The sequence below is a fragment of the Streptosporangium sp. NPDC002544 genome (assembly GCF_040295965.1).
Classification (GTDB): Bacteria; Actinomycetota; Actinomycetes; order Streptosporangiales; family Streptosporangiaceae; genus Streptosporangium.
The window spans coordinates 1-25,955 of the sequence record NZ_JBEOWJ010000069.1; the positions used below are offsets into that span (position 1 = coordinate 1).

The window sequence follows — 25,955 nt, forward strand, 5'->3', positions numbered from 1 at the left end:
CGGTCTCTGGCCGAGCCGGCGGGGTCGTGGCGTCGGTGCACGAGTTGACCTCGGATGTTCTGGGCCTGTTGCAGGGGTGGCTGGCCGATGACCGGCTGGCTGATTCCCGTCTGGTCGTCGTCACTCGGGGTGCGGTCGCGGCGGGCGATGGTGAGGCGGTCACTGATCTGGCGGCTGCGGCGGTGGGGGGTCTGGTTCGTAGCGCGCAGTCGGAGAATCCGGGCCGGTTCGTCCTGGTCGACGTGGATGATCGGGAGTCTTCGCTCGCGACTTTGTCTGACGTGCTGTCTGGGGTTCTGGCCTCAGGTGAGCCGCAGGTGGCGGTACGCGAGGGTGAGCTGCGGGTTCCGCGGATGGCGCGGGTGGCGCCAGGATCTGACGTCGGCGACGCGGCGGGCCGGGTCTGGGATCCGGAGGGGACGGTGTTGATCACTGGTGGTACCGGTGGTCTGGGTGGGTTGTTCGCGCGGCATGTGGTGGCCGAGCGTGGGGTGCGGCGTCTGCTGCTGACCAGCCGCCGGGGGGCGGATGCTCCGGGCGCGGTGGAGTTGCAGGCCGAGCTGATCGCGCACGGCGCCGAGGTCGAGATCGTCGCCTGTGACATGGCCGATCGGGAGCAGGTGGCGGCGTTGCTGGCCGGGGTGGATGCCGATCATCCGCTGACGGCGGTCGTTCACACCGCTGGTGTGCTGGCCGACGGCACGATTCCGTCGTTGACGGCGGAGGGTCTGGATGCGGTGCTGCGTCCCAAGGTGGATGCCGCCTGGCATCTGCACGAGCTGACCCGGGATCTGGATCTGGCCGGTTTCGTGGTGTTCTCCTCGATGGCCGGTGTCGTGGGTGCTCCAGGGCAGGGTAACTACGCGGCGGCGAACACCTTCCTGGACGCGTTGGCCGAGCATCGGCGGACCGAGGGGCTGGCGGCGTTGTCGCTGGCGTGGGGCGCTTGGTCGCAGGCTCATGGGATGACCGGCACGTTGAGCGAGATCGAGATGCGCCGGATCAACCGGACCGGAATGCCTCCGTTGTCGGCCGAGCAGGGGCTGGCGATGTTCGAGACGGCCGCTGCGTCGGATCGTCCGATGGTGGTGGCGGTGCCGCTGAACCTGTCGGTGCTGCGTGCCCTTCCCGAGGTGCCGCATCTGCTGCGGGGTCTGGTGCGTGCGGGCCGCCGGTCGGCGGTCGCCACCCAGATGGGCGGCGGCGTTGATGTTGCCGAGCGGCTGGCGGGGCTGGAGAAGGCCGAGCAGGTTCAGCTGGTGCTCGAGTTGGTGCGGGCGCAGGCGGCGGTGGTGCTGGGGCACACGTCGGCGGATGCGATCCAGGCGGGACGGGAGTTCCGCGAGCTGGGCTTCGACTCCCTCACCACTGTGGAGCTGCGCAACCGGCTCAACGCGGCGACGGGGTTGCGGCTGCCGGCGACCCTCGTCTTCGATTACCCCACCCCGGCCATCCTCGCCGAACACCTCCTGGCGGAAATCGCTCCGGGAGAGAGCAAGGCCACGGAGCTGTCATTGCTGGCCGATCTCAACCGGTTCGAGACCGCTCTTTCCGATACCGCGCTCGACGATCTCGCCCGGAACGGCATCGTCACTCGGCTGCGGCAACTGCTGGCGAAGGTGAGCGAGAGCAGCACGGAAACTAGTGAAATCGCTGTCGCCGGCATGCTCGAATCGGCGAGTACCAAGGACATCCTCGGCTTCATCGAAAGCGAACTGGGCCGTCTCAAAGACTTGTGATCTCCCGGCTCATACGCGAATACCCTGGAGGGCTCCTCCTATGTCGGAAGACCTGAAGCTCGTTGACTACCTCAAGTCGGTCGCCACCGATTTGCACGAGACCCGTCGACGACTCGAGGAGGTGGAGTCGGGCAAGCGCGAGCCGATCGCCATCGTGTCGATGTCATGCCGCTTTCCAGGTGGAGTCGGCTCTCCTGAAGATTTGTGGCGGTTGCTGGCTGAGGGTGAGGACGCGATCTCGCCGGTCCCGGTCGATCGGGGCTGGGATCTGGGGATGTCGTCAGGGCTGGGATTCGATGGGGAGGCCCAGGGTGGGTTCCTGGCGGATGCGGCGGGGTTTGATGCGGGGTTCTTTGGGATCTCGCCGCGTGAGGCGTTGGCGATGGATCCGCAGCAGCGGCTGCTGCTGGAGACCACTTGGGAGGCGATCGAGCGGGCGGGGATCGATCCGGTCTCGCTGAAGGGCAGCCACACCGGGGTGTTCGTGGGCACCAACGGCCAGGACTACATGAACCTGCTCATGAGCAATCAGGTGGATACGCAGGGTCATGGTGTCACCGGTCTGGCGGCCAGCGTGTTGTCGGGCCGCCTGTCCTACACGCTGGGTCTGGAGGGTCCGGCGGTGACGGTGGACACCGCCTGCTCGTCGTCGCTGGTGACGTTGCACCTTGCGGCGCAGGCGCTGCGGCAGGGGGAGTGCTCGCTGGCGCTGGCCGGCGGTATCACGGTGATGACGTCGCCGTTGGTGTTCGTCGGGTTCAGCGCGCAGGGCGGGATGGCACCCGATGGTCGGTGCAAGGCGTTCTCCGACGCCGCGGACGGCACCAGCTGGTCCGAGGGGGTGGGCGTGCTGGTGCTGGAACGGCTGTCGGACGCGCGCCGCAACGGTCATCAGGTGCTGGCGGTGGTGCGGGGTTCGGCGGTGAACCAGGACGGTGCGTCGAACGGGTTGACGGCGCCGAACGGTCCGTCGCAGCAGCGGGTGATCCGTCAGGCGCTGGCCGGTGCGGGTTTGTCGTCGGCCGAGGTGGACGCGGTCGAGGCGCATGGGACCGGTACGGTTCTGGGTGACCCGATCGAGGCGCAGGCGCTGCTGGCGACCTATGGGCAGGACCGGGACGAGGACCGGCCATTGTTGCTGGGGGCGATCAAGTCGAACCTTGGGCACACCCAGGCCGCCGCGGGCGTGGCCGGTGTGATCAAGATGGTGCTGGCGATGCGGTACGGCATGCTGCCCAAGACGTTGCACGTGGATGAGCCGTCGTCGCATGTGGACTGGGCCTCGGGTGCGGTGGAGCTGCTGACCGAGGCGGCCGAGTGGCCGGAGACCGGTCGTCCGCGTCGGGCGGGGGTGTCGTCGTTCGGGATCAGCGGAACCAACGCGCACGTGATCCTCGAACAAGGACCGGAAGCACCGGTAGGAGAAGACGCTTCGCAGGACCGGGTACCGGCCGCCGATGCGGTGAGCGGTGTGGTTCCGATGCTGGTGTCGGGTCGTACGGCGGAGGCGTTGCGGGCACAGGCCGGGCGGCTGGCCTCGCACGTGGAGGGCCGGGGTGAGGCGGCGTTGGCCGATACGGCGTTCTCGCTGGTCACGACCCGTCCGGCGTTCGAGCATCGGGCGGTGGTGCTGGCCGGCGACCGTGACGGTGTGCTGGCCGGGCTGGATGCGCTGGCCGAGGACATGCCGAGTGCCGGTGTGGTGCGCGGGGTGGCCGCGACGCCGCCACAGCTCGCCTTCCTGTTCACGGGGCAGGGCAGCCAGCGGGCTGGGATGGGCCGGGAGTTGTATGACCGGTTCCCGGTGTTCGCGGCGGCGTTGGATGAGGTGATCGCGGAGCTGGACCCGCTGCTGGACGGGTCGTTGCGGGAGGTGCTGTTCGCCGAGCCGGGCAGCGAGCGGGCCGGGTTGCTGGATCAGACCGGGTGGGCGCAGCCGTCGTTGTTCGCGGTGGAGACCGCGCTGTTCCGGCTGGTGTCCTCGTGGGGTGTCAAGCCGGGTGTGCTGGCGGGGCATTCGATCGGGGAGATCACCGCGGCGCATGTGGCCGGGGTGCTGTCCCTGAAGGACGCGTGTGTGCTGGTGGCGGCGCGGGCGCGGTTGATGCAGGCGCTCCCTGCGGGTGGGGCGATGGTGTCGGTGCGGGCCTCTGAGGAGGAGGTCGTCGAGCTGCTGGCCGGGCGCGAGGACCAGGTGTCGGTCGCGGCGGTGAACGGTCCGGCCTCGGTGGTGATCGCCGGGGTCGAGGAGGCGGTGCTGGAGGTGACCGCCGCTCTGGAGGAGCAGGGGGTCAAGACGCGGCGGTTGCGGGTGTCGCACGCGTTCCATTCGCCGTTGATGGAGCCGATGCTGGAGGGCTTCCGCGCCCTGGCCCGGACGTTGACCTACGGTGCGCCGCGGGTTCCGATCGTGTCCACGTTGACGGGGCAGGTGGCCACTGCGGAGGAGTTGTGTTCGCCGGATTACTGGGTGGACCAGGTCCGCGGCGCGGTCCGCTTCGCCGACGGGGTCCGCACCCTGCACGCGCGGGGCGTGCGAGCCTGTCTGGAGCTGGGCCCTGACGGTGTGCTGACCGCCATGGCCGCCGGCACTCTGGATGCCGGCCGTGACGTGGACGAGTACGACACAGGTGTGGTGCTGGTGCCGGTGCTGCGCGGGGATCGGGACGAGCACATGGCGGTGATGACGGCGCTGGCCGAGCTGCATGTGCACGGGGTGCCGGTCGACTGGCAGGCGGTGCTGCCGGGTGGGCGCCGGGTCGATCTGCCGACCTACCCCTTCGAGCATCGGCGGTACTGGCCCGAGAGCACCGGTTCCGGTACCGGGAACGTGGCGGCGGCGGGCCTGGCCGCCGCGGGGCACCCGCTGCTGGGCGCGACGGTCGGGCTGGCCGATTCCGATGGGGTGCTGCTGACCGGCCGCCTGTCGCTGGCTTCGCATCCGTGGCTGGCCGATCACGTGGTGGCAGGGATGGTGTTCTTCCCGGGTACCGGGTTCCTGGAGCTGGCGATCCGGGCGGGTGACCAGGTCGGTTGCAACCTGGTCGAAGAGCTGACCCTGGTCGCTCCGTTGGTGCTGGGCGAGCGGGACGTCGTCGCGATGCAGGTGTCGGTGGGCGCCGCTCAGGAGACGGGCCATCGGAGCGTGAGCATTTACGCCCGGTCGGCGCAGGCTGGAGAGGATGTGCCGTGGGTGCGGCACGCCACCGGCACGCTGGCCACGGGCACCCGCGCGGCCGGTCCTGCCCCGATCGTGCCGTTCGACGCGACGGTGTGGCCCCCGGCCGGCGCGACCGCGATCGCGCTGGACGGTTTCTATGACCAGCTGGCCGAGAATTTGCTCGTCTACGGCCCGGTGTTTCAGGGGTTGCGGGCGGCCTGGTGGGGGGCCGAGGGTGGCGAGGTGTTCGCCGAGGTCGCCCTTCCCGAGCAGGCGGCGTCGAGTGCGGGTTCGTTCGGGGTGCATCCGGCGTTGCTGGACGCGGTGTTGCACGCGGTGACCTTCGCCGGGCTGGACACCGAGGCGGGTACGCGGTTGCCGTTCTCCTGGGGAGAGGTGAGCCTGCACGCCACCGGTGCGGCGATGCTGCGCGTACGGCTGAGCCGGATCGCTGCCGACTCGGTATCGCTGGTCGCGGTGGACGTCGCCGGGGAGCCGGTGCTGTCGGTGAGGTCCCTGGTGCTACGCCCGTTCTCGCCTAACCAGCTCGCCGCCGCGGGCGGGGGGCAGGCGACGGCGGGGAACGGGCTGTTCCGGTTGGAATGGACTCCGCTGTCGGAGCTCCCCATGGTCGATTCGGTGCCGGTGGCAGCGGTCGGTTTCGCCGGGTTCGAGCCGGACGCGCTGGGTCTTGCGGGGGCGTGGGAGTCGGCCGGGCAGTCGGTCGCGGTTCATCGTGATCTGTCGGCGCTGGGTGAGGCGGGGCCGGTGCCGGAGGTGGTGCTGGCCGAGGTCGTGACCAGGCGGGCCGGGGACATGGCGATCTCGGCGCATGAGGTGACGGCTGGGGTGCTGGGTCTGTTGCAGGGCTGGCTGGCCGATGAGCGGTGTGCTGGTTCGCGGCTGGTGGTCGTCACGCGGGGTGCGGTGGCCGCGGGTGAGGGTGAGGCGGTCACCGATCTGGCGGCCGCTGCGGTGTGGGGTCTGGTGCGGTCGGCGCAGTCGGAGAACCCGGGCCGGTTCGTCCTGGTCGACCTGGATGATCAGGAGTCCTCGCTCGCGACTTTGCGCGATGTACTGCTCGCGGTGCCGGCCTCGGACGAGCCGCAGGTGGCGGTGCGTGACGGTGGAGTGCGGGCGCCGCGGCTGGCGTCGCTGGCCTCGGGGGCGGGTCTGTTGCCGCCGGCCGGTGGGGTGGCGTGGCGGTTGGGCAGCCGGGCCAAGGGCAGCTTGGACGCGCTGGAGCTGCTTCCGTTCCCGCAGGCGGCCGAGCCGCTGGAGGCGGGGCAGGTGCGGGTGGCGGTGCGTGCGGCGGGGGTGAACTTCCGGGATCTGCTGGACGGGTTGAACGCGCTGGGCTGGTTCCAGGACAAGGCTGAGGTCGCCGGTGTGGTGCTGGAGGTCGGCCCGGAGGTTGAGGACCTGCGTCCGGGGGACCGGGTGGTCGGTCTGGCCGGGGGCGCGTTCGGTCCGGTGGTCGTCACCGAGGCCACAATCTTGGTGAAGATTCCCGATCACTGCTCGTTCGAGCAGGCGGCGACGATTCCGGTGGCGTTCCTCACCACCTATTACGGGCTGATGGATCTGGCCGGGTTGCGGGCAGGCGAGAGGCTGCTGGTGCACGCCGGTGCGGGCGGTGTGGGCATGGCGGCGATCCAGCTGGCCCAGCGGCTGGGGGTGGAGGTGTTCGCCACGGCGAGCCCGGCCAAGTGGGACGTTCTGCGTTCGCTGGGCATCCCGGATGATCACATCGCCTCCTCGCGGAGTGTGGAGTTCGAGGAGCGGTTCTCCCAGGTGTGTGGTGAGCGGGGTATCGATGTGGTGCTCAACTCGCTGACCGGGGAGTTCATTGACGCCTCGGCGCGGCTGCTGCGTCCGGGTGGCCGGTTCATCGAGTTGAGCAAGCTGGACATCCGCGAGCAGGACCAGTTCCCGGGGCTGGAGTATCACTGGTTCGACGTGCTGGATGCCGGGCCTGAGCGGTTGCGGCAGATTCTGGCCGAGCTGATGGAGCTGTTCGCCGCCGGTGAGCTGGAGCCGTTGCCGGTGACGGCGTGGGATGTGCGCCGGGGCCGGGAGGCGTTCCGGTTCATGAGCCAGGCCAGGCACACCGGCAAGATCGTGCTGACCATGCCCCGGCGCTGGGAGCCGGAGGGCACGGTGCTGATCACCGGTGGCACCGGTGGTCTGGGTGCGGAGGTGGCCCGGCATCTGGTGGCCGAGCACGGGATGCGGCATCTGCTGCTGGCCAGCCGCCGGGGTCTGGACGCCCCCGGCGCCGTGGAACTGCAGGCCGAGCTGATCGCGCACGGGGTCGAGGTCACGGTCGCCGCCTGTGATGTGGCGGATCGGGATCAGGTGGCGGCGCTGCTGGCGCAGGTCGATGCCGGGCATCCGCTGACCGCGGTGATCCACACCGCGGGCGTGGTGGACGATGGGACCATTCCCTCGCTGACGCCGGAGCGGCTGGAGTCGGTGTTGCGGCCGAAGGTGGACGCGGCCTGGCATCTGCATGAGCTGACCCAGGGTATGGATCTGGCTGGGTTCGTGGTGTTCTCCTCGCTGGCCGGGGTGATGGGCGGTGGTGGTCAGGGCAACTACGCGGCGGCCAATGCCTGGCTGGACGCGTTGATGGCACGGCGCCGGGCGCTGGGGTTGCCGGGGTTGTCGCTGGCGTGGGGGTTGTGGGCGCAGGCCACCGGGATGAGCGGGGGCATGTCGCAGGTCGATGTGCACCGGGTGACCGCCGCCGGGCTGCCGCCGATCACCACCGAGCAGGGGCTGGCGCTGTTCGACGCCGCCATCGGGTCGGATGCACCGCTGGTGCTCCCGGTCCTGATGAACATACCGGCGATGCCCGCTCAGCTGGTGCCGCCGCTGCTGCGCGGTCTGGTGCGGGGCACCCGTCGTACGGCGGCTTTGGCGCATACGGCCGATGGAGGAGCGCTGGTGCGGCAGCTGGCCGCACTGACGCAGGCCGACCGGACCCGGTTCATGGTCGATCTGGTCCGCACTCAGGCCGCCACGGTCCTCGGACACCCCGACTCCGCGGCGGTGGACGTCCGGCGGGAGTTTCGTGAGCTGGGCTTCGACTCCCTGACCGCGGTGGAGTTGCGGAACCGGCTCAATGCCGCGACCGGGTTGCGGTTGCCGTCCACGCTGGTGTTCGACTACCCGACGCCGGCCGTGCTGGCGGAGTTCCTGCTGGCCGAGTTGTTCGGTGAGGACGCCGATGTGGTCATTCCCGCGGCGGTGGTACCGGTCGCGGACGACCCGATCGTGATCGTGGGCATGGCCTGCCGCTATCCGGGCGGGGTCGAATCGCCGGAGGATCTGTGGCGACTGGTCAGTGAGGGTGGGGATGGGATCTCGCCGTTCCCGACGACGCGCGGCTGGGATCTGGCGGCCTTCTACAGCCCGGATCGGGAGAGCCAGGGCATCAGCTATGTGCGTGAGGGTGGGTTCCTGCACGAGGCGGGGCAGTTTGATCCGGGGTTCTTCGGGATCTCGCCGCGTGAGGCGCTGGCGATGGATCCGCAGCAGCGGTTGCTGCTGGAGGTGTCGTGGGAGGCGATCGAGCGGGCGGGCATGGATCCGGTCTCCTTGCGCGGCAGCCACACGGGTGTGTTCGCCGGGATCATGTACCACGACTACGCGTCAAGCGTGGAGTTCCCGCCGGAGGCGATGGGCTTCATCAGCACCGGTACGGCGGGCAGTGTCGCGACCGGCCGGATTTCGTACGCGCTGGGGTTGGAGGGCCCGGCGGTGACGGTGGACACCGCGTGTTCGTCGTCGCTGGTGGCGATGCACATGGCGGCGCAGGCGCTGCGGTCGGGTGAGTGCACTCTGGCGCTGGCCGGTGGTGTGACGGTGATGGCCAACCCGGGCGCGTTCATCGGTTTCAGTGCGCAGGGCGGGCTGGCCGGCGATGGCCGGTGCAAGTCTTTCTCAGACGCGGCCGACGGGGTGAGCTGGTCCGAGGGTGTGGGCATGCTGGTGCTGGAGCGGCTGTCGGACGCGCGCCGTAATGGCCACCAGGTGTTGGCCGTGATGCGTGGGTCGGCGGTCAACCAGGACGGTGCGTCGAATGGGTTGACGGCGCCGAACGGTCCGTCGCAGCGGCGGGTGATCCGTCAGGCGCTGGCCGTCGCGGGCTTGAACCCCACCGAGGTGGACGCGGTGGAGGGTCACGGGACTGGTACGACGCTGGGTGATCCGATCGAGGCGCAGGCGTTGCTGGCCACCTATGGTCAGGACCGGGACGAGGACCGTCCGCTGCTGCTGGGGTCGATCAAGTCGAATCTCGGGCACACCCAGGCGGCCGCCGGTGTGGCGGGTGTGATCAAGATGGTGCTGGCGATGCGTCAGGGGGTGCTGCCCAGGACGCTGCACATCGACGAGCCGTCCTCGCATGTGGACTGGGCCTCGGGTGCGGTGGAGCTGCTGACCGAGGCGGCCGAGTGGCCGGAGACCGGTCGTCCGCGCCGGGCTGGTGTGTCGTCGTTCGGGATCAGTGGCACCAACGCGCACATCATTCTCGAACAAGGACCGGAAGCGCCGGTAGGAGAAGAGGCTCCGCGGGACCGGGTGCCGGCTGCGGGTGTGGTGCCGGTGCTGGTGTCGGCTAAGACGGGTCAGGCGTTGCGGGCGCAGGCCGGGCGGCTGGTGTCGTTCCTGGACGGTGAGTCTGATCTGGGTCTGGCCGACGCCGCGTTCTCGCTGGCCACGACGCGGTCGGTGTTCGAGCATCGGGCGGTGGTGCTGGCCGAGGGCCGTGAGGGTGTGCTGGCCGGTCTTGGTGCGCTGGCCGAGGACCTGCCAGGTGCCGGTGTGGTGCGCGGGGTGGCCGCGACGGAGCCGCAGCTTGCTTTCCTGTTCACCGGTCAGGGCAGTCAGCGGGCGGGGATGGGCCGGGAGCTGTATGACCGGTTCCCGGTGTTCGCGACGGCGTTGGATGAGGTGATCGCGGAGCTGGATCCGCTGCTGGACGGGTCGTTGCGCGAGGTGCTGTTCGCCGAACCGGGCAGCGAGCGGGCCGGGTTGCTGGATCAGACCGGGTGGGCGCAGCCGGCCCTGTTCGCGGTGGAGACGGCGCTGTTCCGGCTGGTGTCCTCGTGGGGGGTGCGGCCGGGTGTTCTGGCCGGTCACTCGATCGGGGAGATCACCGCGGCGCATGTCGCCGGGGTGCTGTCGCTGAGTGATGCGTGTGCGCTGGTGGCGGGCCGGGCGCGGTTGATGCAGGCGCTGCCCGCAGGTGGGGTGATGGTGTCGGTGCGGGCGTCCGAGGAGGAGGTCGCCGAGCTGCTGGCCGGGCGTGAGAAGGAGGTGTCGGTCGCGGCGGTGAACGGCCCGTCTTCGGTGGTGATCGCCGGGGTCGAGGAGGCGGTTCTTGAGGTGGCCGTCGCGTTGGAGGAGCGCGGGGTGCGCACGAAGTGGTTGCGGGTGTCGCACGCGTTCCACTCGCCGCTGATGGAGCCGATGCTGGAGGACTTCCGAACCCTGGCTCGGACGCTGATCTACAGCGCGCCGAGGGTTCCGATCGTGTCCACCCTGACCGGCGAGGCGGCCACGGCCGAGCAGCTGTGCTCGCCGGACTACTGGGTCGACCAGGTCCGCGGCGCGGTCCGTTTCGCCGACGGGGTCCGTACGCTGCACGCGCGGGGTGTGCGGGCGTATCTGGAGCTGGGCCCTGACGGGGTGTTGACCGCCATGGCCGCCGATACCTTGGCCGCCGACGCGGAGGTGCCCGGGTCGGATGCGGTGCTCGTGCCGGTGTTGCGTAAGGATCGCGACGAGCGGACGGTGTCCATGGCGGCGCTGGCCGAGCTGTATGTGCATGGGGTGCCGGTGGACTGGCGATCGGTGCTGCCGGGTGGGCGCCGGGTCGATCTGCCGACCTACGCTTTCCAGCACCAGTGGTTCTGGCCTGATGGCAGTGCGGGTGCCGGTACGGGGAATGTGGCGGCGGCGGGTCTGGCCGCCGCGGGGCACCCGCTGCTGGGTGCGACGGTCGGGCTGGCCGATTCCGATGGGGTGGTGCTGACCGGCCGCCTGTCGCTCTCGTCGCATCCGTGGCTGGCCGATCATGCGGTGGCCGGGATGGTGGTCTTCCCGGGGACCGGGTTCCTGGAGCTGGCGATCCGGGCGGGTGATCAGGTCGGCTGTGACCTGGTGGAGGAGTTGACGCTGGCCGCGCCGCTGGTGCTGGGTGAGGACGATGCGGTCGTGGTGCAGATCGCGGTGGGTGCGCCGGAGGAGACCGGCCGACGTGCTTTGAACGTCTATTCTCGGTCGGCGCAGGCTGGGGAGGATGTGCCGTGGGTGCGGCACGCGACCGGCATGCTTGCCACGGGCGGTCGGGCCGCCGCGCGGTTCGATGCGGCGGTGTGGCCGCCGGTCGGCGCGACCGCGATCGAGTTGGACGGTTTCTATGACCAGCTGGCCGAGGGTTTGCTTGTCTATGGCCCGGTGTTCCAGGGGTTGCGGGCGGCCTGGCACGGTGCCGGTGGTGAGGTGTTCGCCGAGGTTGTCCTGCCTGAGCAGGCGGCGTCGAGTGCGGGTTCGTTCGGCGTGCATCCGGCCCTGCTGGACGCGGCGCTGCATGGTGTGGCCTTCGTGGGGCTGGACGATTCCGAGGGCGGCCGGTTGCCGTTTTCCTGGGGTGAGGTGTGCCTGCACGCGGGTGGTGCGGCGACGTTGCGGGTGCGGCTGGTCCGGGCCGATGCCGACTCGGTCACGCTGACGGCGGTGGATGCCGCGGGGGAGCCGGTGTTGTCGGCGCGGTCGCTGGTGTTGCGCCCGTTCTCGCCCGGTCAGCTCGCCGCCGCGGGTGGTGGCCGGGTGGCGGAGCGTGACGGGCTGTTCCGGCTGGAGTGGAGCACGCTTTCTGAGGTTCCCGTGGCCGATCCGGTGCCGGTGGCGATGGTCGGCTTCGCCGGGTTCGAGCCGGACGCGCTGGGTCTTGCGGGGATGTGGGAGTCGGCCGGGCAGTCGGTCGCGGTTCATCATGATCTGTCGGCGCTGGGCGAGGCGGGGCCGGTGCCGGACGTGGTGACGTTCACCGTCGGTTCCTCCGAGGACACCGGCGTAGTGGAGTCGGCGCATGCGGTGACGGCTGGGGTGCTGGGTCTGTTGCAGGGGTGGTTGGCCGATGAGCGGTTCGGAGCTTCGCGTCTGGTGTTCGTGACCAGGGGTGCGGTCGAGGCGCGGGAGGGTGAGGCGGTCGCTGATCTGGCGGCCGCGGCGGTGTGGGGTCTGGTGCGGTCGGCGCAGTGGGAGAACCCGGGCCGGTTCGTGCTGGTCGACGTTGATGCGGAGTTGTCCTCGTCGTCGCTGGCTGTGGTGCTGGCCTCCGGGGAGCCGCAGGTGGCGGTCCGTGAGGGTGCGGTACGGGTGCCTCGTCTGGCTCGGGTGATGCCGGCCGAGGAGGCAGAACGGCCGTGGGATCCGGACGGTACGGTGTTGATCACTGGTGGTACCGGTGGTCTGGGTGGTCATCTGGCCCGGCATGTGGTGGCCGAGCGGGGTGTGCGGCGTCTGCTGCTGACCAGTCGGCGGGGTTTGGATGCTCCTGGTGCGGTGGAGTTGCAGGCGGAGCTGATCGCGCACGGTGTCGAGGTCACGGTCGCGGCGTGTGACATGGCGGATCGGGATGCGGTGGCGGCGCTGCTGGCGCAGGTTCCGGCCGAGCATCCGCTGACCGCGGTGATCCACACTGCCGGTGTGCTGGCCGATGGGACGATTCCGTCGCTGACGCCTGAGCGGCTGGATACCGTGTTGCGGCCGAAGGTGGATGCGGCCTGGCATCTGCATGAGCTGACCCGGGGCATGGATCTGGCGGCGTTCGTGGTGTTCTCTTCGCTGGCCGGGGTGATGGGCTCGGCTGGGCAGGGTAACTACGCGGCTGCGAACGCGTTCTTGGATGGGCTGGCTCAGTGGCGCCGGGCCGAGGGGTTGCCCGCGCTGTCGCTGGCCTGGGGTGCCTGGGCTCAGGACAGCGGGATGACCGGCACGCTGAGTGACGCCGATATGCGGCGGATCGCCCGGACGGGCATGCCGCCGCTGTCGGTGGAGCAGGGGCTGGCGTTGTTCGAGGCCGCTGTCGCGCTTGAGCAGGCGGTGCTGGTTCCGGTCCGGCTGGATCTGCCGTCGATGCGCGGTTATGGCGAGGTGCCGGCACTGTTGCGGGGTCTGGTACGGGGTGGACGCCGGTCGGCGGCGTCCGGCTCGGTGGTGGCCGCGACGTTGCTGGGGCGGCTGGCCCCGCTGGGGGCGGCCGAGCGTGTCGAGGTCCTGGTGGATCTGGTGCGTACCGGGGTGGCCATGGTCTTGGGGCATGCCTCGCCGGAGACGGTGGAGGTGCGGCGGGAGTTTCGTGAGCTGGGCTTCGATTCCCTGACCGCGGTGGAGTTGCGTAACCGGCTGAACGGTGTGACCGGGTTGCGGTTGCCGGCGACGCTGGTGTTCGACTATCCGACGCCGGTGGTGCTGGCGGAGTTCCTGCTGGCCGAGCTGTTCGGTGAGGATGCCGACGTGGTCGTCCCCGCGTCGGTGGTACCGGTCGCGGACGACCCGATCGTGATCGTGGGCATGGCCTGCCGCTACCCGGGTGGGGTCACCTCGCCGGAGGATCTGTGGCGACTGGTCAGTGAGGGCGGAGATGCGATCTCTCCCTTCCCGACGACACGTGGCTGGAGTCATGGCGCCCTTGAGGGGGGCGTCGACTACGTGGAAGCGGGTGGCTTCCTGCACGAGGCGGGGGAGTTCGATCCGGGGTTCTTCGGGATCTCGCCGCGTGAGGCGCTGGCGATGGATCCGCAGCAGCGGCTGCTGCTGGAGGTGTCGTGGGAGGCGATCGAGCGGGCGGGCATGGACCCGGTCTCCTTGCGGGGCAGTCACACGGGTGTGTTCGCCGGGCTGATGTATCACGACTACGGGATGAGCGCCGACCTCCCGCCGGAGGCGATGGGCTTCATCAGCACCGGTACGGCGGGCAGTGTCGCGACCGGCCGGGTCTCGTACGCGCTGGGGTTGGAGGGCCCGGCGGTGACGGTGGACACCGCCTGCTCGTCGTCGCTGGTGGCGACACATATGGCGGCGCAGGCGCTGCGGTCGGGTGAGTGCAGCCTGGCGCTGGCCGGTGGTGTGACCGTGATGGCCACCCCGGGAGCGTTCATCGGCTTCAGCGCGCAGGGCGGGCTGGCCGGCGATGGGCGGTGTAAGTCCTACTCCGATGCGGCCGATGGGGTGAGCTGGTCCGAGGGTGTGGGCATGCTGGTGCTGGAGCGGCTGTCGGACGCGCGCCGCAACGGTCACCAGGTCCTGGCGATCCTACGTGGTTCGGCGATCAACCAGGACGGTGCGTCGAATGGGTTGACGGCGCCGAACGGTCCGTCGCAGCGGCGGGTGATCCGTCAGGCGCTGGCCGTCGCGGGCTTGAACCCCACCGAGGTGGACGCGGTCGAGGGGCACGGGACCGGTACGACGCTGGGTGATCCGATCGAGGCGCAGGCCCTGCTGGCGACGTACGGTCAGGATCGGCCGGAGGACCGTCCGCTGCTGCTCGGCTCGATCAAGTCGAACCTCGGTCACACCCAGGCCGCCGCGGGCGTGGCCGGTGTGATCAAGATGGTCATGGCGATGCGGCACGGCGTGCTGCCCAGGACGCTGCACATCGACGAGCCGTCGTCGCATGTGGACTGGTCCTCGGGCGCGGTGGAGCTGCTGACCGAACCGGCCGAGTGGCCGGGGACCGGTCGTCCGCGCCGGGCGGGTGTGTCGTCGTTCGGGATCAGTGGCACCAACGCGCACGTGATCTTGGAGCAGGGGTCGGAGGCCGAGCAGACCGGGCCGGGTGCGGAGGATCGGGGTCCGGCCGCGGGTGTGGTGCCGTGGGTGGTGTCGGCGAAGACCGAAGAGGCGGTGCGGGCGCAGGCCGGGCGACTGCTGGCACACATGCGGGCGGCCGGCGAGCTTGACCCGGTGGATGTGGGCTCCTCGCTGGTGGTGTCGCGGTCGGTGTTCGAGCATCGGGCCGTGGTCATCGGAGACGGTCATGAGGAGCTGCTGGCGGGGCTGGCCGCGGTGGCTTCCGGTGAGTCGGCGACGCGCGTGGTCGCGGGTGTGGCCGATGTCGTTGGTAGGTCGGTGTGGGTGTTCCCGGGTCAGGGGGCGCAGTGGGTGGGGATGGGTGCGCGGCTTTTGGAGGAGTCGGCGGTGTTCGCCGGGCGGATGGCGGAGTGTGCGGCGGCGTTGGAGCCGTTCGTGGACTGGTCGTTGCTGGATGTGGTCCGTCAGGTGGAAGGGGCGCCGTCTCTGGATCGGGTGGATGTGGTCCAGCCGGTGTCGTTCGCGGTGATGGTGTCGCTGGCGGCGGTGTGGGAGTCGCTGGGGCTGCGCCCGGATGCGGTGGTGGGCCATTCGCAGGGTGAGATCGCGGCGGCGGTGGTGGCCGGTGGTCTGTCGGTGCAGGACGGTGCGCGGGTGGTGGCGTTGCGCAGCCGCCTGATCGCCGAGCGGCTGGCCGGGCTGGGGGCGATGGCGTCGGTGGCGCTGCCGGTGGAGCGGGTGCGCGAGCGGGTGGCGGCCTGGGACGGGCGGGTGTCGGTCGCGGCGGTGAACGGCCCCAATTCGGTGGTGGTGGCCGGTGAGGTCCAAGCCGTCGAGGAGCTGGTCGAGCGGTTGACCGAGGATGGGGTGCGGGTCCGGCGGATCGCGGTGGACTACGCCTCGCATTCGGCGCAGGTGGATCTGATCGGGGAGGAGCTGGCGGGGGTCCTGGCGGAGGTGGTTCCGGGGCCGGTGCGGGTGCCGATGCTCTCGACGGTGACGGGTCAGTGGGTGCAGGGGCCGGAGCTGGGAGCCGGTTATTGGTGTGAGAATCTGCGGCGCACGGTGGGCTTCGCGTCGGCGGTGGGGGTGTTGCTGGAGCAGCGGTATCGGGTGTTCGTCGAGGTGAGCCCGCATCCGGTGCTGACGGTCGGGGTCCAGGAGTGCGTGGACGAGAGCGACGCCACCACCGTGATCGCCGGGACGTTGCGCCGCGAGGACGGTGGCCTGGAGCGGGTGCTGGTCTCGGCGGCCGAGCTGTTCGTCCGCGGCGTGGCGGTGGACTGGAGGCAGGTGCTGCCCGGCGGGCGACGGGTCGACCTGCCGACCTATGCCTTCCAGCACCAGTGGTACTGGCCCGTGGGAGCAGGTTCCCAGGTGGGGAATGTGGCCGCGGCGGGGCTGGCCGCCGCCGGGCACCCGTTGCTGGGCGCCGCCGTGGGCCTGGCCGACTCGGACGGGGTGCTGCTGACCGGCCGCCTGTCGGTGGGGTCGCATCCGTGGCTGGCTGATCATGCGGTGGGCGGGGTGGTGGTCTTCCCGGGTACCGGGTTCCTGGAGCTGGCGATCCGGGCCGGTGACCAGGTCGGCTGCGAGGTGGTCGAGGAGCTGACCCTGGCCGCGCCGCTGGTGCTGGGTGAGGATGACGCGGTTGTGGTGCAGATCGCGGTGGGTGCGCCGGAGGAGTCCGGTCGGCGTGCCTTGAGTGTCTATTCCCGGCCGGCGCAGGCTGGGGAGGATGTGCCGTGGGTGCGGCATGCGACGGGCACGCTCGCCACGGATGGTCGGGCCGCTGCGCGGTTCGATGCGGTGGTGTGGCCTCCGGCCGGCGCGACCGCGATCGAGTTGGACGGGCTGTATGACGAGCTGGCCGTTCGAGGGCTGGGGTACGGTCCGGTGTTCCAGGGGCTGCGGGCGGTTTGGCATGGTGCCGGTGGTGAGGTGTTCGCCGAGGTTGTTCTGCCTGAGCAGGTGGCGTCGGATGCGGGTGCGTTCGGGGTGCATCCGGCGCTGCTGGATGCGGCGTTGCACGCGGTGGCCTTTGTCGGGCTGGATGCCGCGGGGGGTACGCGGTTGCCGTTTTCCTGGCGGGAGGTGAGCCTGCACGCGGGTGGGGCGGCGATGCTGCGGGTTCGGCTGGTCCGGGCCGGTGACGACTCGGTCACGCTGACGGCGGTGGATGCCGCGGGGGAGCCGGTGTTGTCGGCGCGGTCGCTGGTGTTGCGCCCGTTCTCGCCCGACCAGCTCGTCGGCGGTGGCCGTGGGGTGGAGCGGGATTCGTTGTTCGGGCTGGATTGGACCGCGCTGTCGGAGGTGCCGGGCGCGGAGACCGGTGCGAGCGTGGTCGAGCTGACCGGAGATCTCGCCTCGCTGGATTCGGTGCCGGACGTGGTGACGTTCACCGTCGGTTCCTCCGAGGACACCGGCGTAGTGGAGTCGGCGCATGCGGTGACGGCCGGGGTGCTGGGTCTGTTGCAGGGGTGGTTGGCCGATGAGCGGTTCGGGGCTTCGCGTCTGGTGTTCGTCACTCGGGGTGCGGTCGAGGCGCGGGAGGGTGAGGCGGTCGCTGATCTGGCGGCTGCGGCGGTGTGGGGTCTGGTGCGGTCGGCGCAGTGGGAGAACCCGGGCCGGTTCGTGCTGGTCGACGTTGATGCGGAGCTGTCCCCGTCGTTGCTGGCCGCGGTGCTGGCCTCCGGGGAGCCGCAGGTGGCGGTCCGTGAGGGTGCGGTACGGGTGCCTCGTCTGGCTCGGGTGATGCCGGCCGAGGAGGCAGAACGGCCGTGGGATCCGGACGGTACGGTGTTGATCACTGGTGGGACCGGTGGTCTGGGTGGTCATCTGGCTCGGCATGTGGTGGCCGAGCGGGGTGTGCGGCGTCTGCTGCTGACCAGTCGCCGGGGTCTGGAGGCTCCGGGTGCGGTGGAGTTGCAGGCCGAGCTGATCGCGCACGGCGTCGAGGTCACGGTCGCCGCCTGTGACATGGCGGATCGGGATGCGGTGGCGGCGCTGCTGGCGCAGGTCCCGGCCGAGCATCCGCTGACCGCCGTGATCCACACCGCGGGTGTGCTGGCCGACGGGACGATTCCGTCGTTGACGCCTGAGCGGCTGGATACCGTGTTGCGGCCGAAGGTGGATGCGGCCTGGCATCTGCATGAGCTGACCCGGAGCCTGGATCTTGCGGCGTTCGTCGTGTATTCGTCCTTGTCGGGTGTCATGGGCTCGGCTGGGCAGGGCAACTACGCGGCCGCGAACGCGTTTGTGGATGCGCTGGCTCAGTTGCGGCGGGCCGAGGGACTGCCCGCGCTGTCGCTGGCCTGGGGTGCCTGGAGCCAGGACAGCGGATTGACCGGCACGCTGAGCGACGCCGACATGCGGCGGATCACCCGGATGGGCATGCCGCCGCTGTCGGTGGAGCAGGGCCTGGCGCTGTTCGACGCCGCCGGGCGGGTGGCCCGGCCGGTGGTGATCCCGTTCCGGTTGGAGCTGGCGGTGCTGCGCGCGCAGGGTGAGGTCTCGCCGTTGTTGCGGGGTCTGGTGCGGGGCGGGCGGCGGTCGGCGGCGTCCGGTTCGATGGTGGCGACGTTGCTGGGGCGGCTGGCTCCGCTGGGGGCGGCCGAGCGCACCGGGGTCCTGGTGGATCTGGTGCGTACCGAGGTGGCCTTGGTGCTGGGGCATGCCTCGCCGGAGACGGTGGAGGTGCGGCGGGAGTTTCGTGAGCTGGGCTTCGACTCTCTTACCGCGGTGGAGTTGCGGAACCGGCTGAACGGGGTGACCGGGTTGCGGTTGCCGTCCACGCTGGTGTTCGACTATCCGACGCCGGTGGTGCTGGCGGAGTTCCTGCTGGCCGAGCTGTTCGGTGAGGACGCCGATGTGGTCATTCCCGCGTCGGTGGTGCCGGTCGCGGACGATCCGATCGTGATCGTGGGCATGGCGTGCCGCTATCCGGGTGGGGTGGCCTCGCCGGAGGATCTGTGGCGGTTGGTGGCCGAGGGCGGGGACGGGATCGGTGAGTTCCCGACCACGCGGGGCTGGGATCTGGGGGCGTTGTACAGCCCGGATCGGGAGAGCCAGGGCACCAGCTATGTGCACGAGGGCGGCTTCCTGGAGAGCGCCGCGCAGTTCGATCCGGGGTTCTTTGGGATCTCGCCGCGTGAGGCGCTGGCGATGGACCCGCAGCAGCGACTGCTGCTGGAGGCGTCATGGGAGGCCTTCGAGCGGGCGGGCATGGACCCGACCTCCTTGCGGGGCAGCCGCACGGGTGTGTTCGCCGGCGTGATGTATAGCGACTACGGGATGAGCGTCGACCTCCCGCCGGAGGCGATGGGCTTCATCGGCACCGGTACGGCGGCCAGCGTTGCGACCGGCCGGATTTCGTATGCGCTGGGGTTGGAGGGTCCGGCGGTGACGGTGGACACCGCGTGTTCGTCGTCGCTGGTGGCGATGCACATGGCGGCGCAGGCGCTGCGGCAGGGTGAGTGCTCGCTGGCGCTGGCCGGTGGTGTGACGGTGATGGCCAACCCGGGGGTGTTCATCGGTTTCAGCGCGCAGGGCGGGCTGGCCGGTGACGGCCGGTGCAAGTCCTTCGCTGACGCGGCGGACGGCACCAGCTATTCCGAGGGTGTGGGCATGCTGGTGCTGGAGCGGCTGTCGGACGCGCGCCGCAACGGCCATCAGGTGCTGGCGGTGGTGCGGGGTTCGGCGGTGAACCAGGACGGTGCGTCCAACGGATTGACGGCGCCGAACGGTCCGTCGCAGCAGCGGGTGATCCGCCAGGCGCTGGCCGTGGCGGGCTTGTCCCCTACTGAGGTGGACGCGGTCGAGGCGCACGGCACCGGCACCACGCTGGGTGACCCGATCGAGGCGCAGGCCCTGCTGGCCACCTACGGCCAGGACCGGGACGAGGACCGGCCGCTGTTGCTGGGGTCGATCAAGTCGAACCTCGGTCACACCCAGGCGGCGGCGGGCGTGGCGGGTGTGATCAAGATGGTCATGGCTCTCCGGCACGGGGTGCTGCCCAAGACGTTGCACGTGGATGCGCCGTCCTCGCATGTGGACTGGTCCTCGGGCGCGGTGGAAGTGCTGACCGAACCGGCCGAGTGGCCGGAGACTGGTCGTCCGCGCCGGGCGGGGGTGTCGTCGTTCGGGATCAGCGGCACCAACGCGCATGTGATCCTCGAGCAGGGGCCGGAAGCACCGGAAGGAGAAGACGCTTCGCAGGACCGGATGCCGGCTGCGGGTGTGGTTCCGGTGCTGGTGTCGGGCCGTACGGCGGAGGCGTTGCGGGCGCAGGCCGGACAACTGGCTTCGCGTGTGGACGGCGAGCCCGGTCTGGATCTGGCCGATGTGGCGTTCTCGCTGGCGACGACGCGGTCGGTGTTCGAGCATCGGGCGGTGGTGCTGGCCGAGGGCCGTGATGGTGCGCTGGCCGGGCTGGGTGCGCTGGCCGAGGGCCTGCCGGGTGTGAGTGTGGTGGCCGGGGTGGCCGGGGCGGAGCCGCAGCTGGCGGTGTTGTTCACCGGTCAGGGCAGCCAGCGGGCGGGGATGGGCCGGGAGCTGTATGACCGCTTCCCGGTGTTCGCCGAGGCGTTGGACGAGGTGATCGCGGAGCTGGACCCGCTGCTGGAGGGATCATTGCGCGAGGTGCTGTTCGCCGAGCCGGGCACGGCGGAGGCGGAGGCGCTGGATCGGACGGGGTGGGCGCAGCCTGCGTTGTTCGCGGTGGAGACGGCGTTGTTCCGGCTGGTCTCCTCGTGGGGGGTGCGGCCGGGTGCGCTGGCCGGTCACTCGATCGGGGAGATCAGCGCGGCGCATGTGGCCGGGGTGCTGTCGCTGGCCGACGCGTGCGCGTTGGTGGCGGGCCGGGCGCGGTTGATGCAGGCGCTGCCGGCCGGTGGGGTGATGGTGTCGGTGCGGGCTTCTGAAGAGGAGGTCGCTGAGCTGCTGGTCGGGCGTGAGAAGGAGGTGTCGGTCGCGGCGGTGAACGGTCCGGCCTCGGTGGTGATCGCCGGGGTGGAGGAGCCGGTCCTGGCCATCGCTGCCGAGTTGGAGTCTCGGGGGGTCCGGACGAAGCGGTTGCGGGTGTCGCACGCGTTCCACTCGCCGTTGATGGAGCCGATGCTGGAGGACTTCCGGACCCTGGCTCGGACGCTGATCTACAGCGCGCCGAGGGTTCCGATCGTGTCCACCCTGACCGGCGAGGTGGCCACGGCCGAGCAGCTGTGCTCGCCGGACTACTGGGTGGATCAGGTCCGTGGCGCGGTCCGTTTCGCCGACGGGGTCCGTACGCTGCACGCGCGGGGTGTGCGGGCGTATCTGGAGCTGGGGCCCGATGGTGTGCTGACCGCGATGGCCGCCGATACCCTGGCCGCCGACGCGGAGGTGCAGGAGTCGGACGCGGTGCTGGTGCCGGTGTTGCGTAAGGACCGCGACGAGCAGGTCGCGTCCATGGCGGCGCTGGCCGAGCTGCATGTGCACGGGGTGCCGGTGGACTGGCGGGCGGTGCTGCCGGGTGGGCGCCGGGTCGATCTGCCGACCTACGCTTTCCAGCACCAGTGGTTCTGGCCGAACGCCAGGCAGAGCGGTGATGCCCGCGTTCTGGGCCTGACCGCGACGGGGCATCCGCTGCTGGGCGCGACGGTCGGGCTGGCCGATTCCGATGGGGTGGTGCTGACCGGGCGTATCTCGCTGCGGACCCATCCGTGGCTGGCCGATCATGCGGTGGCCGGGATGGTGCTCTTCCCGGGGACCGGGTTCTTGGAGTTGGCGGTGCGGGCGGGTGACCAGGTCGGCTGTGACCTGGTGGAGGAGTTGACGCTGGCCGCGCCGCTGGTGCTGGGTGAGGACGATGCGGTCGTGGTGCAGATCGCGGTGGGTGCGCCGGAGGAGACCGGCCGACGTGCTTTGAACGTCTATTCCCGGTCGGCGCAGGCTGGTGACGATGTGCCGTGGGTACGGCACGCCACCGGCATGCTCGCCACGGGCAGCCGGGCCGCCATGCCGTTCGATGCGGCGGTGTGGCCGCCGGTCGGCGCGACCGCGATCGCGCTGGACGGTTTTTACGAAGAACTGGCCGCGGGCGGGTTCGAGTACGGCCCGCTCTTCCAGGGGTTGCGGGCGGTCTGGCACGGTGCCGGTGGTGAGGTGTTCGCCGAGGTCGTTCTGCCTGAGCAGGTGGCGTCGGATGCGGGGGCGTTCGGGGTGCATCCGGCTCTGCTGGACGCGGCGTTGCACGCGGTGGCCTTCGTCGGGCTGGATGCCGCGGCGGGTACGCGGTTGCCGTTTTCCTGGCGGGAGGTGAGCCTGCACGCGGGTGGTGCGGCGCTGTTGCGGGTGCGGTTGGCCAGGGTGGGCGATGATGCGGTGTCGCTGAGCGCGGTGGATGCGGCTGGGGAGCCGGTGGTGTCGGCGCGGTCGCTGGTGCTGCGCTCGTTCTCGCCCGACCAGCTCGTCGGCGGTGGTCGTGGGGTGGAGCGGGATTCGCTGTTCGGGCTGGAGTGGACCGCGCTGGCGGAGATGCCGGGCGCGGAGACCGGTGCGAGTGTGGTCGAGCTGAGCGGGGATCTCGCCTCGCTGGATTCGGTGCCGGACGTGGTCATGGTCACTGTCGGGTCGGCCGACGCCGAGAGTGTGGTGGAGTCGGTCCACGAGTTGGTCGCCCGTGTCCTGGGTCTGTTGCAGGGGTGGTTGGCCGATGAGCGGTTCGAGGCCTCGCGTCTGGTGTTCGTCACGCGGGGTGCGGTCGAGGCGCGGGAGGGTGAGGCGGTCGCTGATCTGGCGGCTGCGGCGGTGTGGGGTCTGGTGCAGTCGGCGCAGTGGGAGAACCCGGGCCGGTTCGTGCTGGTCGACGTGGATGATCAGGAGTCCTCGCGGCCGGCCCTGCTCGGGGTGCCGGTCTCGGGTGAGCCGCAGGTGGCGGTACGCGAGGGTGAGCTGCGGGTTCCGCGCCTGGCGCGGGTGGCGCCAGGATCTGACGTCGGCGACGCGGCGGGCCGGGTCTGGGACCCGGAGGGCACGGTGTTGATCACTGGTGGTACCGGTGGTCTGGGTGGTCATCTGGCTCGGCATGTGGTGGCCGAGCGGGGTGTGCGGCGTCTGCTGCTGACCAGTCGGCGGGGTTTGGATGCTCCTGGTGCGGTGGAGTTGCAGGCGGAGCTGATCGCGCACGGTGTCGAGGTCACGGTCGCGGCGTGTGACATGGCGGATCGGGATGCGGTGGCGGCGCTGCTGGCGCAGGTTCCGGCCGAGCATCCGCTGACCGCGGTGATCCACACCGCGGGTGTGCTGGCCGATGGGACGATTCCGTCGCTGACGCCTGAGCGGCTGGACAGCGTGTTGCGGCCGAAGGTGGATGCGGCCTGGCATCTGCATGAGCTGACCCGGGGTCTGGATCTGGCGGCGTTCGTGGTGTTCTCTTCGCTGGCCGGGGTGATGGGCTCGGCTGGGCAGGGTAACTACGCGGCTGCGAACGCGTTCTTGGATGGGCTGGCTCAGTTGCGGCGGGCCGAGGGGTTGCCCGCGCTGTCGCTGGCCTGGGGTGCCTGGGCTCAGGACAGCGGGATGACCGGCACGCTGAGTGACGCCGATATGCGGCGGATCGCCCGGACGGGCATGCCGCCGCTGTCGGTGGAGCAGGGGCTGGCGTTGTTCGAGGCCGCTGTCGCGCTTGAGCATGCGGTGCTGATTCCGGTCCGGTTGGATCTGCCGTCGATGCGCGGTTATGGCGAGGTGCCGGCGTTGTTGCGGGGTCTGGTACGGGGCGGTCGCCGGTCGGCGGCGTCCGGCTCGGTGGTGGCCGCGACGTTGCTGGGGCGGCTGGCCCCGCTGGGGGCGGCCGAGCGTGTCGAGGCCTTGGTGGACCTGGTCCGCACTCAGGCCGCTGCCGTCCTCGGACACCCCGACTCCGCGGCGGTGGACGTCCGGCGGGAGTTTCGTGAGCTGGGCTTTGATTCCCTGACCGCGGTGGAGTTGCGGAACCGGCTGAACGGTGTGACCGGGTTGCGGTTGCCGTCCACGCTGGTGTTCGACTATCCGACGCCGGCCGTGCTGGCGGAGTTCCTGCTGGCCGAGCTGTTCGGTGAGGACGCCGATGTGGTCATTCCCGCGTCGGTGGTGCCGGTCGCGGACGATCCGATCGTGATCGTGGGCATGGCGTGCCGCTACCCGGGTGGGGTCACCTCGCCGGAGGATTTGTGGCGGTTGGTGGCCGAGGGCGGGGACGGGATCGGTGAGTTCCCGACGACGCGGGGCTGGGATCTGGGGGCGTTGTACAGCCCGGATCGGGAGAGCCAGGGCACCAGCTATGTGCACGAGGGCGGCTTTCTGGAGAGCGCCGCGCAGTTCGATCCGGGGTTCTTCGGGATCTCGCCGCGTGAGGCGCTGGCGATGGATCCGCAGCAGCGGCTGCTGCTGGAGGCGTCATGGGAGGCCTTCGAGCGGGCCGGGATTGACCCGACCTCCTTGCGGGGCAGTCACACGGGTGTGTTCGCCGGCGTGATGTATCACGATTACGGGATGAGCGTCGATCTCCCGCCGGAGGCGATGGGCTTCATCGGCACCGGTACGGCGGGCAGTGTCGCAACCGGCCGGGTCTCGTATGCGCTGGGGTTGGAGGGTCCGGCGGTGACGGTGGACACCGCGTGTTCGTCGTCGCTGGTGGCGATGCATATGGCGGCGCAGGCGCTGCGGTCTGGGGAGTGCTCGCTGGCGTTGGCCGGTGGTGTGACCGTGATGGCCACTCCGGGAGCGTTCATCGGTTTCAGTGCGCAGGGCGGGCTGGCCGGCGATGGGCGGTGTAAGTCCTACTCCGATGCGGCCGATGGGGTGAGCTGGTCGGAGGGTGTGGGCATGCTGGTGCTGGAGCGGTTGTCGGACGCGCGCCGCAACGGCCATCAGGTGCTGGCGGTGGTACGGGGTTCGGCGGTCAACCAGGATGGTGCGTCGAACGGGTTGACCGCGCCGAACGGTCCGTCGCAGCGGCGGGTGATCCGTCAGGCGCTGGCCGTCGCGGGCTTGAACCCCACCGAGGTGGACGCGGTCGAGGGTCATGGCACCGGCACCACACTGGGTGACCCGATCGAGGCGCAGGCGTTGCTGGCGACGTACGGGCAGGATCGGCCGGAGGACCGTCCGCTGCTGCTCGGCTCGATCAAGTCGAACCTCGGTCACACCCAGGCGGCCGCGGGTGTGGCCGGTGTGATCAAGATGGTCATGGCGATGCGGCACGGGGTGCTGCCTCGGACGTTGCATGTGGATGCGCCGTCGTCGCATGTGGACTGGTCCTCGGGTGCGGTGGAGTTGCTGACCGAGCCGGCCGAGTGGCCGCGGAACGGCCACCCGCGCCGGGCGGGTGTGTCGTCGTTCGGGATCAGTGGCACCAACGCGCACGTGATCCTCGAACAAGGACCGGAAACACCGGTGGGAGAAGACGCTTCACAGGACCGGGCGCCGGCGGCTGATGCGGTGAGCGGCGTGGTTCCGGTGTTGGTGTCGGGTCGTACGGCGGAGGCGTTGCGGGCGCAGGCCGGGCGGCTGGTCTCGCACGTGGAGGGCCGGGGTGAGGTGGCGCTGGTCGATACCGCGTTCTCGCTGGCCACGATGCGGTCGGTGTTCGAGCATCGGGCGGTGGTGCTGGCCGGCGACCGTGACGGTGTGCTGGCCGGGCTGGATGCGCTGGCCGAGGACATGCCGGGTGCCGGTGTGGTGCGCGGGGTGGCCGCGACGCCGCCACAGCTCGCCTTCCTGTTCACGGGGCAGGGCAGCCAGCGGGCTGGGATGGGCCGGGAGTTGTATGACCGGTTCCCGGTGTTCGCGGCGGCGTTGGATGAGGTGATCGCCGAGCTGGATCCGCTGCTGGACGGGTCGTTGCGCGAGGTGCTGTTCGCCGAGCCGGGCAGTGACCAGGCGGAGGCGCTGGATCAGACCGGGTGGGCGCAGCCGGCGCTGTTCGCGGTGGAGACGGCGTTGTTCCGGCTGGTCTCCTCGTGGGGAGTGCGGCCGAATGCGCTGGCCGGGCACTCGATCGGGGAGATCACCGCGGCGCATGTGGCCGGGGTGCTGTCCCTGAAGGATGCGTGTGCGTTGGTGGCGGGTCGGGCGCGGTTGATGCAGGCGCTCCCCGCGGGTGGGGCGATGGTGGCGGTGCAGACCACCGAGGAGGAGGTCGCCGAGCTGCTGGCCGGGCGTGAGAAGGAGGTGTCGATCGCGGCGGTGAACGGCCCGGCCTCGATGGT

Annotated in this window: 2 protein-coding genes; both read left to right on the forward strand. The window is 70.6% G+C overall.

From position 1 onward, the window contains the following. Positions 1-1,739: type I polyketide synthase (locus ABT061_RS47700; protein WP_350930345.1), on the forward strand; the 1,739-nt coding region annotated here is incomplete at its 5' end. A 40-nt stretch (positions 1,740-1,779) separates the two neighbouring features. After that, positions 1,780-25,955 (forward strand): SDR family NAD(P)-dependent oxidoreductase (locus ABT061_RS47705; protein ID WP_350930346.1); only part of this gene is annotated, 24,176 nt, incomplete at its 3' end.